The organism is Lentilactobacillus raoultii (assembly GCF_900411375.1).
Lineage (GTDB): Bacteria > Bacillota > Bacilli > Lactobacillales > Lactobacillaceae > Lentilactobacillus > Lentilactobacillus raoultii.
Genome location: NZ_LS422984.1, coordinates 373,675 through 388,841 on the forward strand (window position 1 = coordinate 373,675; position 15,167 = coordinate 388,841).

Consider the following 15,167-nt stretch of genomic DNA (forward strand, 5'->3'; position numbering starts at 1 on the left):
CTGGTAAATTTAATTTAACAGATCGGAGTCATTTTTTCACCCATTGGGTGAAAAAAGCCGCTGCCCAAATCATTAATTTGATCAGGTCAGCGGCCTCTTTTTATTTTTTTAGAGATTATCCAGGTTAAAAGTAATTTGATAATAGTGCAAAAGAAACGGCCGTTTTAATTTGACTGCGTCCTTTAAGATCTTTAAGCCAATTAGTTGGAAAAGTAACGGGTGCGTAAAGTAATGAAGCCAGCATAGAGGTGATCGAGCCGATTGTATCCGCATCATTGCCCAAGTTCACAGCCCGTTTAACTGCGACAAAATACTGTTCTGAATTAAATAAACACCAAAAAACTGAATTAAGTGTGTCAACAATGTAAGCTGAACTTTTGATGCAAGTACTTGGCTGACGTAAAAAATTAATGTCGCCTAATTGTTCAAAGTAAGTAACTTCATTTTTAAAAGTCGGCTTCTCCCGGTAGTAGGTTAGTGCTTCTTGAATCGCTCGTAGCATGGCGTACTTATTTGGATTTTGGATGGTCCGGATGATGACGTTGATTAAAATGCCAGAGGCGACTAAACTTCGAGGATGACGATGGGTTGTGGCAGTGAATTGATGAACCAAAGCGGCAACTTGATCGTCAAATTGATAATTTTGATGATCGGTTAAAATATAAAAGGCGAGTGGCATCATACGCATTAGCGCGCCATTACCATTATCCAATTCTTCAATGCCACCGCATAATTTTGGATCGACGCCGCTATCAAATCGCTTAATAGCTGCTTCAGTTGTTTTGCCAATGTCGAATGATTTGCCAAAGGGTGTATAGTCTCCAAAGTGATACCACTGGGAATAACGGGTCATCAGATCATTGAGGTTGAATCCAAGTGATAAGCTAACCAATGATGCAATAGATAACGACGTGTCATCTGACCAAGTCCCCTTAGGAACATCGAATGTCCGGTGACCGACCATGGTGTCAATCGGGTTCTCAAGTAGTTTTTCCCGCTTTTCGAATTGAAATGGAACACCAAGGGCATCACCCAAAGCGACAGCTGTTAAGGATTGAAATAATAGGTAGCTTGTAGAATACATGGAATTTACCTCGATACTTGTAATTTCTAATTAATAGCCGACATGGTTTTCTGGCAACGTCCAATTCTTAGTGCGTGGCGGCTATCTCTTTGATCCAGAAGGGGTAAGTTTTGGTTTCATATGAGACATCGTAAGTCTTGCTTCCTAGTTCCTCTCCGTCGATCTGGCCGTAGCGTGACTCATTCGTTTTTAGTTCGAAATGAACTCCAGAGAAATGATGAACAAATCTTAAATGAAGGTGCCGCTTTAATAATAGCATAAAAACAAATAGTGCGATTTGACGACGGGTGGGTTTTTCAACCACGATTAAGTCTAACGTATTTTTGTAAACAGAAGCTTGTGGGGCAATGTCAATGCCACCACCGAAATAGGCGTGATTCGTTGTGGTGACTAAAAAAGCATTTGGATAAATTTGGGTATCGCCATCTGGATGAGTGACTGTTAGTTTAAAGGGTTTGGCAGTCTGAACAGCGTGAATGACTGAAGCCCAATAAGCCAAGCCACTAAATCGCTGATAGTGTTTGACTAATGAGTGATTGGCGAGGTAGACGACCGTTGCGTCCAAGCCGATACCGAAATTATTAAGAAAATAGCCATCGGTTTGATTATCCTGATTGATAAAGTGACCAATGTTAATTTTGGTGGCTATTTGACAAGCGAGTAATTCTTCCAAGGCTTGCTGCCAATGACGAGGCACATTTAAAGCTCTGGCAAAATCATTTCCAGAGCCGATTGGAAGTAGCCCAATTGGAACCTGAGGGGTGTTAATTTGGGGGTGTTCAGTGTAAAATCTCATACATCCCAAAAGTGTTTCGTGAAGGGTCCCATCACCGCCGGCGGCAACCAATACCGCATCTGGATGATTAGTAGCGGTCACTTGATTAAGGATTTGCATAGCAATCGCAACGGCGTGACCGTCATATTCCGTGAAGTAGGCCCGGTAAGAAATTGATTTAGTTTTAAGAAATTTTTCGATTTTGGGCCAGGTCTTTCGGCCGTTATTTCCACCAGCAGTGGGATTGACAATAATAAAATACTCCATAGTTTAAGACCCCCATTACAATTTATTTTTTGAAAATATGTAAAAAAGAAGCTTGAAGATCGGCTGGTTACAGAATCCGATTCTCAAGCTTCTTTGTATATTAACCATTTTGGCTAATGAAACAATTAATGACTACCGTTCATAATGAGCATCGGCAAAATCATCGGATGACGCTCGGTTTTGTCATACAAAAATTCTTGTAAGTCATCAATAACCGCATTTCTAATTGAAGTCTCAGTGGCTTTTTTATTGTGCATGGCTTTTCTAATCGTCCTAAAGACGCGCTTTCTACCTTCATCGAGTAATTCACCCGACTCGCGCATATAAACAAATCCACGAGAAAGAATGTCCGGACCGGATTGAATTTCCTGATTATGGAGATTGATGGTGGCAACAACGACGACGATGCCTTCTTCGGAAAGAAGTTGACGATCGCGTAAAACAATGCTGCCAATATCACCAATCCCACTGCCATCGATATAAACGTCACCGGCTTGGAAATGGCCAGCTAAGCGAGCCGTATCTTTTGAAAGTGCTAAAACGTCTCCGTTTTGCATAATAAAACTGTGATCAAGTGGCACACCACATTGTTCGGCAAGTTCAGTGTGAATTTTTAACATTCGATACTCACCATGAATTGGCATGAAGAACTTGGGCTTCATTAAGCGAAGCATCAGTTTTTGTTCTTCTTGGCCACCATGACCAGAAGTATGAATATTGTTAACTTTACCATGGATAACGTTGGCACCGGCTTCTTCAAGCTTATTAATGACGTCATTAACGCTGGTTGTGTTACCAGGAATCGGGTTACTTGAAAAGATGACGGTATCGCCCGGCTGAATTGAAATCTGACGGTGAGTACCATTAGCAATTCGTGAAAGAGCTGCCATTGGTTCACCTTGGGATCCGGTACATAAAATCATGGTTTTATTAGCCGGTAGTGATTGTAACTGGTTAGCGTCAACAAAAGCGTCGTCCGGAATATCTAGATAACCCAATTCACGGCCATTAACAATTGCTGCATCCATACTACGTCCGAAGACAGCAATTTTACGACCACGAGCCAAAGCATTATCACAAGCCGTTTTGATTCGAGAAATGTTCGATGCAAAAGTGGCAAAGATAATTCGATCCTTTACCTGATCAAAAATATGGGAAATGGAATTACCAACCCATTTCTCAGATTTGGTCCATACCGGTTTTTCGGCATTCGTACTATCAGACATCAAGCAAAGAACACCTTCAGCACCCAAACGAGCCATTTCTTGTAAATCAGGCGGCTGATTGGTCACCGGTGTGAGGTCAAATTTATAATCACCGGTTTCGACAATCACGCCAACTGGCGTATGCACTGCAATCCCGACTGTATCAGGGATTGAGTGGGTAGTTCTAAAGAACGAGACCTTGGTCTTTCGGAATTTGAGGACGGATTTATCATTGATTTCATGGAGTTCTACAGAATTTAGTAAACCATGTTCTTCCAGTTTGTTTTTGATAAGTGCCATTGCTAATGGTCCCGCATAAATTGGGACGTTCAAAACTTTCATCAAGTAGGGAACCCCGCCAATGTGATCTTCGTGACCATGAGTAATCACAAGTGCTTTAATCTTATCTTTATTGTCAACTAAATATTTGTAGTCCGGAATCACGTAATCAACGCCAAGCAGATCATCTTCTGGAAATTTGATGCCGGCATCAATTAAAATGATTTCATCCTGAAATTGGACACCATAGGTATTTTTACCAATTTCACCAAGTCCGCCGACGCCATAAATTGCGGCCTCGTTATTTTTGACGTTCAGCTTCTTCATTTATTGTTGAACTCCGTTAGTTTGAAATTCGAATTGTTTTGTTCGTACTTCAAATGATCACCCTGAAGTGGTTCGACAAACTCAATGGCGTAATTGGTATTATCCTCCACGAGTCCGCGAGCCTCAACCTCTGTATCGGCCTCAAGATACAGAGTGCGGGTGGTTTCCCGACGTGGCGTTTGTTTTTGGTCGGGTTGATATAAAACTTTAAAAATCATAAAAAAACTCCTTTATTCATGTACTTTTTCGAAACGATTAGGTTTCTTTCCGAACAAGTGGTTGTGAGAACACAACTAATGTAGCTATTTTACCATAAGATAAAGAATAAGTATATCAACAGACTACGTTCACCCATTAAGAGGTGAATTCAGGTAGCAAAAGGGTGGTGGTGACGGTTGGCTCCTAGTCACCATCGGCCAAAATTGAGTAAGACATGTTAGAATTAAATTAGTGAAAAGGAATGGAGTCGATGAGCGATGATCTTGATAATCCAAATTATAATTGGGCTGATCGTGGCATTTGCGATTTATAATTTAAGCCATTATTTGTTCGTGACCAGGCCAAGTCGAAAACGGTTATTAATGGCACAACGGACAGTTAATAACGCAGTTGCCGAGGTGCTCAAACAGTTGGTCTCAGCGCAAAAATTAGCTCCGATTCGGGAGGAAGAACTTCATTCCGAAATGATTGCTAATATTTGGGGAAGGGGCGTCATGGCATTTGAATATCACTTGCCAATTGATCGGGTAAAGGTCCCAATTTCTGATATGAAAGAACTGTTAGCTGATGAACTAGCAAAATATGGTGATCAACATAAAATATATGCCCGTCGAAAGAAATCACCGGCCTTTGTGATTACCGATATTTGGCAGCTGGATGATCGATTGCACTTTGATGTGGCCTACTTAATTAATTTAACAACGGTTGAATACATTGATGATTTAAATCGGTTGCATTAGCGAGGTGAATGGTGTTGTTGGCGGTATTGGCCGGCTTCTTTTTGTCGATGAGCAATGATATCGAAAAGGGTTTTATCTTGAACTGGAAAATATAAGTTTTCTAAACTTTGAAGGAGGTCCATAATCTGTTGGCCTCTTTTTTCATTGCCAAAAAAGAGTTCCCAAATCGCAATGGTTAGCTGTTGACTAATGCGGCCGGACCAGCTTAAAAGCTGTTCATTTAGCGTATTAACTGAATTAATTAAGGATTTAGCAATTTTGTAAGCCTTTAGATTTAACTCGATTTGCAAAACGGTCAGATAAGCTGAAGCTAAAATGTCCGATAAATTGAAAGGATCATCAGTCTCTGAAATATATCGATGACAATTATCTTTGATCCGATTCATTATTTCTAAAATAACGGTCGGCTTCTTTTGGCCGGAAGCAATGGCTAACAAAATGTTGGCTAATTTGAGTTCTGAAATTGTCCAAACCTTGGTTTGAAGCATTTGTGACCAAAGAAGATCGACGTCTGGCGTGATTTGAATACTACCAGAATGGTAAGCATTTAGCAGAATGCTGCCGATGGTTGATACCCGTTTTAATGCGGGGTTGGAATTGTTTCGGTATTCGTGAATCAGTTTGCCCATTTGATGAAGATCCTGAACCAAATAGGCATGTCGGAAAGCAGCCATGGCAGTTTCAGATGAAGATTGCCGAAAATTATTTTGGATGAATTTGAATTCAGACGGTGAGACTGACAAATTATCCAAAATTGCTAAAAATTTAGTTGCACCTGGATAATCTCTAAAAAAATAAAAAGAGGCCGTTGACCTGATCAAATTAATGATTTGGGCAGCGGTTTTTTTCACCCAATGGGTGAAAAAATGACTCCGATCTGTTAAATTAAATTTACCAGAAAAAACCAACAAAAGGAGTCCTCTCTAATGACTTTATCGAAAATTCCGTTACAATTCAACTCTAAAATTGTGGTTCATACCGCCCGTCGCATTCAGTTAAAGTTAAGTGCGACCCACGTCTATCAAGCGGTTTTCCAGCGGATTCTCCTGAATATCCAGCAATTATAGGCAAAAGCAACTGAGCGTGGTCTAAAAAAATAAGATTTTAAAGGGGCTTATTTGGCGTGCTTTCAGCAGCTGGATAAAGCCCCTAATTCCTCAAAATGTGACGGTTAGTGACCAGTTAAGTTTTGTCAGCAATCAAAAGTGCCTGAAAAAATAAAAAATGGCCCTCAAAAGGACCAAATCAGGCAAATTTTAAAAGTAGAGATTATTCAGGTTGCACTAATATCACTTTCTCCATTTTCAAAGCGGAAAGCGAAGGATCTTGAAATAATCCCACTGTAAACTTCACTTTGAGTAAACCCCTTAATTTTTCTGATTTGTTGAACGGTTTGACCGATATTTTTCATTATAAAATCACCTTAATGTTTACTATATGCAACATTCTCTTAAAAGTTAACCCCTTTTTTAATAGTAAGATTCAAGTTAATTAATTAAAGGGATCGGGTGGTAAATGATGTCAATAATTACTGATCATCAATCTAATGTCCAATTAGTAAAAGATTTTGTCAGCAATTTTGTGAGTGCTTTCTGTGGCAACATGTTTTCAATCGCAATGGGATTAATGCTTTTGCACGAAACCGGGTTATCAATTAGTTTTGGTTTATCAATGATTATCGTTCCGCTAGTGGATATCTTGGGGTTGATCCCGATTGGCAATTTGGTTGACAGGTATCGGCATAAGCCAATTCTCGTCATTAATTTTGGCGTTCGAATTGGTGCCTTAATAGGCTACATGCTGATCATTAATCAATTTAACGGAACTGATAGATTAATGCCCACATTGATTTTTCTGATCATTAACTATACGACGGTTAGCATTAATAATAGTGGTTATCAGGCGTCGGTTCATGAGCTGGTCAACGAGGCACATATTCAAAAATTAAACGCGCTTTCCCAGTCAGCCACTTCAATGGCCATTATCTTTTCCCCATTAATCGCTGCACCCTTGTATGTCATTTTGGGATTTAAAACATTCTTAAAGTTTGAATTGATTGCCAATCTGTTCGCACTGATTGTTTTAGGAACGATGCGATTCAATGAAAAGAAAACGTTGGCAACTAATGAAAACAGGAAACGGCCAATGGTGTTGTTTAAAGAAGGGGTGTCCTTTCTGATGACAAGAAGGGAGTTGAGCGCGTTTGCAATTGGGGAAATGGTGATTAATGTCACTGCCCCCTTGATCAATATTGGTATCCCATTTATGGTGGTTCACCACCTGCATGCCGACAATTTGACATTAGGTATTTTTGAATCGGCGATCGCAGTCGGGCTGGTTATCGGCAATTTTGTTTTAACATTAGTTCCGACAATTAAGCGAATTGATTGGACGACCATCGGCGGCCTAAGCGCTTTTAGCATGGCTACAATTATCGTTGGCGTAATCTTTAATTTGCATTGGGACCTGTCGAGGTTACGAATTGTCGGCTCAGTTGTTTTAATTCTTATGGGGATTAGTTTGGCCATTCTAAATACACCAATGGCGACATATATCCAAAAGACGGTGCCCACAAAATTGTTGGGACGAGTTTCAATGACTCTAACGACTTTGGATATGGCTGTTATGCCACTTGGAACAGTTGGGTATACAGTTGTTTTTCAACAGTTTGCCAATGGCTTGATTTATGTTTTTAGCGGAAGCTTGTTAATGATCTATACTGGTTATTTTTGGCGACAATTAGCGGCTGTTTTCCCGGCTAAGAAACAGCTAGACCAAGTTAACCAGGTAAAAGCAAAAAGTTAATGAAGACTTTAATTTGATTATTAGTTTGATGGCTAATTTCCAGAAAAACAAATCAGATTAAACATTATTGAAATTTTTTTCATCGATGTGAAATTTGAAGGGCTATACTTACAAAAAGTAATCTGTTTGATGTGATATTGGCATCGTTAAAAAATTCACGGACTAACTAAAAAATCCGGGTAAGATCGAAAGTAAAGTTAAGCGTTACTTCTGATCCTATCCGGGTTTAGCTTTTAATAAATAAAGACCTCGTCATCTTCACGCTTAAATGGGTTGTCCTTATTAATGTGATCATAAAACAGCACGCCATGCAAATGATCAATTTCGTGTTGGCAAACAATGGCTGGATAATTTTTTAGCCGTACTTTATGTTCCCGGCCGTCAACATCCTGATAACGCAAGGTTATTCTGGCTGCTCGGGGAACGTATCCTGGAACGTCCCGATCAACAGAAAGGCATCCCTCACCTTCAGTTAGGGCCCCTCGTTGAACTGAATTAGAAACAATCACGGGATTAATAATGACATCTTTGAAAAGTGGGTGATCCTTTTCATTTTCATCATCGTTAGGGACCAAAACGGAGGCCATCATTTCAGAAACACCGACTTGGGGAGCGGCTAAACCGACACCGGCGCGGAGTTTATATTTTTCACACAATTCAGGATTTTGACTAACTTCAAGGTACTCCATTAAATCGTGGGCCAACTTTTTGTCGGCATCACTTAATGGGAACGTGACTTTTTTAGCTTCTTGGCGAAGAACGGGGTTACCGTCCCGAACAATATCATCCATTAAAAACAAATCAAAGACCTCCGAATAAATTTATCGCTAACGTTATTCTATCTTAATATTGGAAAAATTACTATAACTCTGGGAGTAGATTGATACCGGTGGCGTCTATTATAATTGATGATCAGTTTAAAGCGGTTATTTTGGCACTAAAAATCAAGCGATTAAAAAATGAATTAGACTGATTTTGGATCGAAATGTTATTGATAGGAATAGTCAAAATTTCACAATGTGTACTCGCACAAGCGATTTCAGACTTTATTTACAGAGAAAAAAGAAGTAAACAAAAAAACCTTTTTGAAAGCAATGTAAGGGCTTGCAAACTGACTGAAAAAATGCTAAATTTTAAGTGTGGTTTAGAAGTGATCTGTTTGTGCATCACCAGTTTAGTTTTACAGGAAAGGAAAGTGTTATCTATGGCAGCAAAGAGTAAGCATGTTGTTGATTTTGAACACATCAAATCGACGATGAGCGATCCATACAAGAAACCGGTTCAAGTCATTGACGAGTCCGGCAAAATCGTTAATCAGGAATTGTTTGACCAATTCAGCGACGATGAGCTGGTAACGTTAATGGAAAAGATGGTTTGGGAACGTGCCTTGCACGAACAAACGATGAACTTTTCACGTCAGGGTCGTTTAGGATTCTATGCGCCAACTTACGGTGAGGAAGCTTCCGAAATGGGAATTGCTCACGCAATGAAAAAACAAGATTACCTATTCCCTGCATATCGTGATCTCCCACAATTGATCCAACACGGTGCAACCGTTAAGGAAGGCTATTTATGGTCTAAAGGTCACTATCAATGTTACGACTATGTACGACGTGGTGTTCGTGCATGGATTCCTCAAATTATCATCGGTGCACAATATGTTCAATGCGCCGGTGCAGCATTGGGAATTAAAAAGAATGATGAAAAAGATACAGTTGCTTATGCCTTTACCGGTGATGGTGGAACTTCACAGGGTGACTTTTATGAAGGAATCAACTTTGCCAGTTCATTCCAAGCACCGGCTGTCTTCTTTGTTCAAAACAATGGTTGGGCAATTTCAGTACCGCGAAAGACACAAACGGCTGCTGAGACATTAGCTCAAAAGGGTGTTGCTTCAGGTGTTCCAGGTGTTCAAGTTGATGGGATGGATATTCTGGCAACTTATCTGGTAGCTAAGGATGCTCGTGATTTTGCTGCTTCTGGTAATGGCCCTGTATTGGTTGAAACTTTAACTTATCGTTTCGGTGCTCACAGTTCGGCTGGTGATGATCCAAGTCGTTATCGGACTAAGGAAGAAGAAAAACCTTGGTTTGATCGTGATCCACTTATTCGATTAAGAAAAGTATTAACAGACAAGAAACTTTGGGACCAAGAAAAAGAAGATAAGTTAGTCGCTCAATACAAGGATCAGTTCAAGCAAGATATGAAAGATGCTGAAGCTGCACCTAAGCAAAAGGTTAGTGACTTCTTGAAACACACATTTGAAGTACCTACCCCAGATGTTGCGGCCCAAATCAAAGAATTTGAAGCAAAGGAGTCGAAGTAATCATGGCTAAATTAACGTATATTAAAGCAATTACCGATGGGCTTGACCAAGTATTGCAAGATGATCCGAAGACCCTAATCTTCGGTGAAGACGTTGGTAAAAACGGTGGTGTTTTCAGAACGACCGTTGGCCTTCAAGATAAATACGGCACAGACCGGGTCTTCGATACCCCATTGGCTGAATCAGGAATTCTTGGATTATCAATTGGACTCGCATTAACCGGCTGGCGACCAATTCCAGAAATTCAATTTATGGGATTTACGATGGAAGCTGTTGATTCAATTGGTGGTCAAATGTCACGTAATCGTTTCCGAATGTCAGGAGACGTTTCGATGCCGATTACTATTAGAACGCCATTTGGTGGTGGTACCCATACCGCTGAACTTCACGGTGATTCATTGGAAAACCTGTTTGTTGGTATCCCAGGATTGCGGGTTGTGACACCTGCCAACCCATACGATGCTAAGGGAATGGTAATTTCAGCTGTTGAAAATAATGATCCGGTTCTCTTTATGGAAAACCTGAAATTATACCGTTCGATGAAGGATGAAGTGCCAGATGGCCATTACACCGTTCCGCTAGACAAAGCTAAAGTTGTTCGTGAAGGATCTGACATCACAGTGGTCGCTTACAGTGCTGAAGTTAATGAAGCATTGAAAGTTGCCGACAAATTAGAAAAAGAGAATATCTCGGTTGAAGTCGTTGATTTGCGATCATTATCACCAATTGATACTGAAACTATCTTCAACTCGATTGATAAGACTCATAAAGTAGTTGTTGCTCAGGAAGCTCAAAAGATGGCAGGAGTTGGCGCTCAAGTTGCTTCGGCAATTGCTGAAGATGATATTATGTCGCTTGATGCACCAATCGGTCGAGTTTCTGCTCCTGACAGTGTCTTTCCATTTGCGATGGCTGAAAACGATTGGTTGCCAAATGCAGACGATATCGAAGCCAAAGTACGTGAAATCTTAAACTACTAAAATTCTAAGTGAGAAAGGAAGTTAGATCCCATGGCTTATAAGTTTAAGCTCCCTGAATTGGGAGAAGGAATGGCCGAAGGCGAGATTGCGTCATGGTTGGTTAAACCAGGCGATAAAGTCAAAGAGGACGATCCGTTAGTAGAAATTCAAAACGATAAATCCGTCCAAGAGTTGCCATCCCCAGTTGCCGGTACTATTAAGAGTATTGATAAAGATGAAGGGCAAACAGCTGAAGTCGGTGATGTTTTGGTCACAATTGACGATGGCTCACCTGATACGGGTGATGAGTCAGCATCTTCAGCTCCGGCTTCGGCAGAAGCATCAGCTGCGCCTGAACCTGAAAAAGAAGCCGCACCGGCACCGGCTGCAGCTGCTGCGCCTGCTGCAACGGCTGCCCCTGCTGGTAATCCGACACTATCCAATCCAAATAAATTGGTTAAGGCAATGCCATCCGTTCGTCAATATGCTCGTGATAAGGGTGTTGACATTACGGCAGTTCCAGCAACCGGTAATCATGGTCAGGTCACAAAAACTGATATTGATAACTTTAATCCGGCCGCTGCACCAGCTGCTGCACCTGCAGCTTCATCGGCACAAGCCGAAACTGCTGCAACAAAAGCTACCGGTGGTCCAATCAAGCCTTACAAGTCAGCACAGCCTGATCTTGAAACCCGTGAACCAATGTCAATGATGCGAAAGATTATTGCCAAATCAATGCGGGAATCCAAAGATATTGCGCCTCATGTTACGTCATTTGATGACGTTGAAGTTAGTGCATTAATGGCTAACCGAAAGAAATATAAGGAAATTGCCAAAGATCGCGGCATTCATTTGACATTCTTGCCGTACATTGTAAAGGCATTGGTTGCTGTGATGAAGCAATATCCAGAGTTTAATGCCTCAATTGACGATACGACTCAGGAAATTGTTTACAAACATTACTACAATATTGGGATTGCCACTAATACAGATGATGGTTTGTATGTTCCTAACATCAAGAACGCCGATGCAAAGGGCATGTTTGAGATTGCTAAGGAAATTAGTGAAAACACTCAAGCTGCCTATGATAACAAATTGTCAGCCGATAAAATGAGTGGTGGTTCGATTACCATTAGTAACGTTGGCTCAATTGGTGGTGGCTGGTTCACACCAGTTATCAATCAGCCTGAAGTTGCAATTCTGGGTGTTGGTAAAATTGCTAAGGAACCGTACGTTGATCCTGAAGATGGCGAAATCAAAGTTGGCAATATGCTGAAACTTTCATTGAGCTATGATCATCGATTAATTGACGGTGCACTTGCTCAAAATGCATTGAACCTATTGAACAAGTTGCTTCATGATCCAGAGATGCTTTTGATGGAGGGATGATAGAATAATGGCTGATGTTCAAAAGAAAGAAACGGTGATCATTGGTGCCGGCCCTGGCGGCTACGTTGCCGCCATTCGAGCTTCAGAATTAGGGCAAAAGGTCACGTTAATTGAAAAATCTGATACTCTGGGCGGTGTCTGCTTAAACGTTGGCTGTGTTCCTTCCAAAGCATTGATTCAGGCTGGCCATCGTTTCCAAGAAGCTAACGATGCTTCGACGTATGGTATTACAACCCAACCTGCAACCATTGATTTCAAGAAGACGCAGGAATGGAAGCAGAAAAAAGTGGTTGATCGAATGACCAGCGGTGTCAAAATGCTTTTAAAGAAGCACAAGGTTGACGTCATTCAAGGCGAAGCGGTTCTTGACAGTGATACGCAGCTTCGGGTAATGCCCGTTGGCCCGCAACAATTTATGAGTGCCGATACCGGGTTAACCATTCAATTTGACAACTTAATTATCGCAAGTGGCTCTCATCCAATTGAGATTCCTGGATTTAAGTTTGATGGCCGAGTAATTGATTCGACTGGTGGTTTAAATCTACCAGAAATTCCAAAAGAGTTCGTAGTCATCGGTGGTGGTTATGTTGGAACTGAACTGGCTGGTGCTTACGCAAATATGGGGTCACATGTCACAATTATTGAAGGAACACCGTCAATTTTGGCTGGATTCTCAAAAGACATGGTTTCAATTGTTGAGAAGTCTTTGAAGAAGAAGGGTGTTGACATTATTACGAGTGCCACTGCCAAGTCTTCTTCACAGGATGCTAATAGCGTAAGTGTCACCTACGAAGCCGATGGTAAAGAAGCAACGATCAAAGCTGATTACTGCATGGTAACGGTTGGTCGTAAGCCAAATACAGACGATCTCGGACTAGAATACACCAAGGTTAAATTGAATGATCGTGGAATTGTTCAAACCGATGATCAAGGTCGAACTGACTCACCGCACATCTTTGCGATCGGTGATATTGCTTCTGGCCCAGCGCTTGCTCACAAAGCATTCTTCCAAGGTAAGGTTGCCGCTGGTGCAATTGCCGGTAAGAAGACGGCTAATGATTACGTTGGGGTTCCAGGTGTCTGCTTCACAGATCCTGAAATGGCCGTTGTTGGTTTAACCCAATCACAAGCAAAAGATCAGGGACTGGAAGTTTCAACAGCTAAATTCCCATTTGCCGGGAATGCTCGAGCTGTGTCACTTGATGAAGCTGAGGGCTTTGTTCGTCTGATTTATACCAAAGATGATAAAACAATTCTTGGTGGTGAAGTCGTTGGCCCTGGTGCCAGTGACTTGATTGCTGAGCTTAGCTTGGCAGTTAATGGTCGAATGAATGTTGAAGATATTGCATTGACCATTCATCCACACCCAACTTTGAGTGAACCAATTCAAGAAGCTGCGGATGTTGCGTTGGGGCTTCCAACCCACATTTAATGCTGAATTATCAGTTCATTACCAGTTGAAAGATTAAAGTTAAACGACTGATCGTCCTCGAGGCGGTGGGTCGTTTTTCTTTATATGTTATGTGTCATCATTATGGTTTAACATCCAAATAGGCCTTTATCTGTAATTTGAGATTTCTTATTTCACAAACTTTTGAAATAATTTATAATTAGAGTTGAAAACAATTTTTTGAAAAAATGATCTCATAGATAAACGATCGGAGACGGTTTCATGAATGAAAACTATTCGTATCCATTATTGGATGGTCTAAACGATAATGAGGTGATTAAGCTGGTCACTTTCTTTCAGCAGGTTGAGGCCGCTTATGAAAGGCCAAACGGCGTGAATCGACAGGCCTTTATTAACGCATACCGGACATTTACCACGATGATTCCTTCCAAAATGGAACAGAAACAATTAGCAGCTCAATTTGAGGAACGCTCCGGTTATAGTGTTTATCGAGTGGTTAAGCAGTCTAAACAACCTGGTAAAAATTTAAAAGTGAACGAGGCGTGATATGGAAACTAGTGAACTGGAACAAATTGATAAAACCGTTAAAGGATGGCTTCGGGAATCGCGTGACAATGTGTTACGAAAAATCGATACCCGTTTGACCGTTAATACCAAAACCAGTCGTCGTGACTTGGTAACTAATATTGATAAGCAAAATGAGAAATTTTTAGTTTCAAAAATACGAGAATTTGACCCAGATGCTAAAATTCTTGGAGAAGAGGGATTTGGTGATAAAGTGACTTCAAGTGAGGGTCGCGTTTGGATTATTGATCCAATTGATGGCACGATGAACTTTGTCAAGCAGCGCAATCACTTTGCCATTATGATTGCGTTGTATCAAGATGGCGTTGGCGAGTTGGGTTACATTCTGGATGTGATCGGCAACCGACTGCTTTCCGGGGGGCCAAAGCTGGGTGTCTTTGATAATGGTCAGCCACTTGCACCGATTGAAAACACATCATTAAAAGATGGCTTAATCGGGTTAAGTGGTCCAATGGTGTTAAACAATGATTTTAACATGGTCGATATTGCAGAAAAGTCTTTGGGAATGCGAATTTATGGCAGTGCAGGAATTGATATTATTTCGGTATTGCGTGGTGAACTGGTTGGCTACATTTCGTACCTTAAACCATGGGATTTTGGTGCTGGTAAGATCCTTTGTGAAACAGCCGGACTTGAGATCACAGCTATTGACGGCGGGCAACTAGGTATGTTATCATCAACAGCGGTATTATTAGCAACGCGAAATGCACATCGAGACGTTCTTACTATCGTTGGTAAGTGATTAGTCATACTGTGACGGGACCAGTGGTCACAGTTTTTTTATGCGAATCTCACA

15 protein-coding genes and 1 pseudogene are annotated in these 15,167 nt (G+C 41.0%); 9 read left to right on the forward strand and 7 right to left on the reverse strand.

Translation table 11 applies throughout. The features are described from left to right. Positions 1–124: 124 nt before the first annotated feature. The 4 genes from ED605_RS03495 to ED605_RS03510 all read right to left on the reverse strand — a co-directional run bounded on the left by ED605_RS03495 (position 125) and on the right by ED605_RS03510 (position 4,155). Positions 125–1,084 carry an ADP-ribosylglycohydrolase family protein gene (locus tag ED605_RS03495; RefSeq protein WP_121977509.1) on the reverse strand — a complete coding sequence of 320 codons (960 nt, stop codon included), beginning with the start codon at positions 1,082–1,084 and terminating at the stop codon, positions 125–127. Positions 1,085–1,151: 67 nt separating this feature from the next. Further along, positions 1,152–2,126, reverse strand: coding sequence for a diacylglycerol/lipid kinase family protein (locus ED605_RS03500; protein WP_121977510.1), 975 nt, complete (start codon positions 2,124–2,126; stop codon positions 1,152–1,154). 125 nt (positions 2,127–2,251) lie between these two features. Next, positions 2,252–3,937, reverse strand: a complete 1,686-nt coding sequence (gene rnjA, locus ED605_RS03505) for a ribonuclease J1 (protein ID WP_121977511.1) — start codon at positions 3,935–3,937, stop codon at positions 2,252–2,254. Then, the gene (locus ED605_RS03510) at positions 3,934–4,155 is read right to left on the reverse strand and encodes a DNA-directed RNA polymerase subunit epsilon (RefSeq protein WP_121977512.1); all 222 of its coding nucleotides are present in this window, start codon (positions 4,153–4,155) and stop codon (positions 3,934–3,936) included. The genes rnjA and ED605_RS03510 overlap by 4 nt, the downstream gene beginning before the upstream one ends. Before the next feature lie 258 nt (positions 4,156–4,413). Between ED605_RS03510 and ED605_RS03515 the strand changes: the two genes are divergently transcribed. After that, on the forward strand, positions 4,414–4,896 hold the full coding sequence (locus ED605_RS03515; protein ID WP_121977513.1) for a hypothetical protein: 483 nt from the start codon (positions 4,414–4,416) through the stop codon (positions 4,894–4,896). Here the strand turns inward: ED605_RS03515 and ED605_RS03520 are convergent. After that, positions 4,893–5,807: a DNA-binding protein gene (locus ED605_RS03520; RefSeq protein ID WP_121977514.1), complete on the reverse strand. Its 915-nt coding sequence runs from the start codon at positions 5,805–5,807 to the stop codon at positions 4,893–4,895. The two genes, ED605_RS03515 and ED605_RS03520, sit on opposite strands and share 4 nt — an antisense overlap. Before the next feature lie 15 nt (positions 5,808–5,822). Here ED605_RS03520 and ED605_RS14545 point away from each other — a divergent pair, with 15 nt between their 5' ends. Continuing rightward, positions 5,823–5,963 (forward strand): hypothetical protein, encoded by a 141-nt coding sequence (locus ED605_RS14545; RefSeq protein ID WP_162919736.1) that lies wholly within the window; start codon positions 5,823–5,825, stop codon positions 5,961–5,963. A gap of 209 nt (positions 5,964–6,172) precedes the next feature. On the opposite strand, the pseudogene ED605_RS03525 reads toward ED605_RS14545, so the two are convergent. Further along, positions 6,173–6,307, reverse strand: a pseudogene (locus tag ED605_RS03525) (helix-turn-helix domain-containing protein); the annotation flags it as partial. A gap of 104 nt (positions 6,308–6,411) precedes the next feature. On the opposite strand from ED605_RS03525, the gene ED605_RS03530 reads away from it, so the two are divergent. Continuing rightward, positions 6,412–7,701 carry an MFS transporter gene (locus ED605_RS03530; protein ID WP_121977515.1) on the forward strand — a complete coding sequence of 430 codons (1,290 nt, stop codon included), beginning with the start codon at positions 6,412–6,414 and terminating at the stop codon, positions 7,699–7,701. Positions 7,702–7,934: 233 nt separating this feature from the next. On the opposite strand, the gene def is transcribed toward ED605_RS03530, so the two are convergent. Continuing rightward, the gene (gene def, locus ED605_RS03535; protein WP_121977516.1) at positions 7,935–8,501 is read right to left on the reverse strand and encodes a peptide deformylase; all 567 of its coding nucleotides are present in this window, start codon (positions 8,499–8,501) and stop codon (positions 7,935–7,937) included. 404 nt (positions 8,502–8,905) lie between these two features. Here def and pdhA point away from each other — a divergent pair, with 404 nt between their 5' ends. The 6 genes from pdhA to ED605_RS03565 all read left to right on the forward strand — a co-directional run bounded on the left by pdhA (position 8,906) and on the right by ED605_RS03565 (position 15,113). Further along, positions 8,906–10,027: a pyruvate dehydrogenase (acetyl-transferring) E1 component subunit alpha gene (pdhA, locus tag ED605_RS03540; protein WP_121977517.1), complete on the forward strand. Its 1,122-nt coding sequence runs from the start codon at positions 8,906–8,908 to the stop codon at positions 10,025–10,027. A 2-nt stretch (positions 10,028–10,029) separates the two neighbouring features. Then, positions 10,030–11,007, forward strand: coding sequence for an alpha-ketoacid dehydrogenase subunit beta (locus ED605_RS03545; protein ID WP_121977518.1), 978 nt, complete (start codon positions 10,030–10,032; stop codon positions 11,005–11,007). Between the two features lie 30 nt (positions 11,008–11,037). Further along, entirely contained in the window at positions 11,038–12,375 is a 1,338-nt protein-coding gene (locus tag ED605_RS03550; protein WP_121977519.1) for a 2-oxo acid dehydrogenase subunit E2, read from the forward strand. Positions 12,376–12,382: 7 nt separating this feature from the next. Beyond that, entirely contained in the window at positions 12,383–13,807 is a 1,425-nt protein-coding gene (lpdA, locus tag ED605_RS03555) for a dihydrolipoyl dehydrogenase (protein ID WP_121977520.1), read from the forward strand. A gap of 240 nt (positions 13,808–14,047) precedes the next feature. Then, the gene (locus ED605_RS03560; protein WP_121977521.1) at positions 14,048–14,332 is read left to right on the forward strand and encodes a UPF0223 family protein; all 285 of its coding nucleotides are present in this window, start codon (positions 14,048–14,050) and stop codon (positions 14,330–14,332) included. Between the two features lies 1 nt (position 14,333). Beyond that, complete coding sequence (locus tag ED605_RS03565; protein ID WP_121977522.1) at positions 14,334–15,113, forward strand: inositol monophosphatase family protein; 780 nt, start codon at positions 14,334–14,336, stop codon at positions 15,111–15,113. The last annotated feature ends 54 nt before the right edge of the window (positions 15,114–15,167 follow it).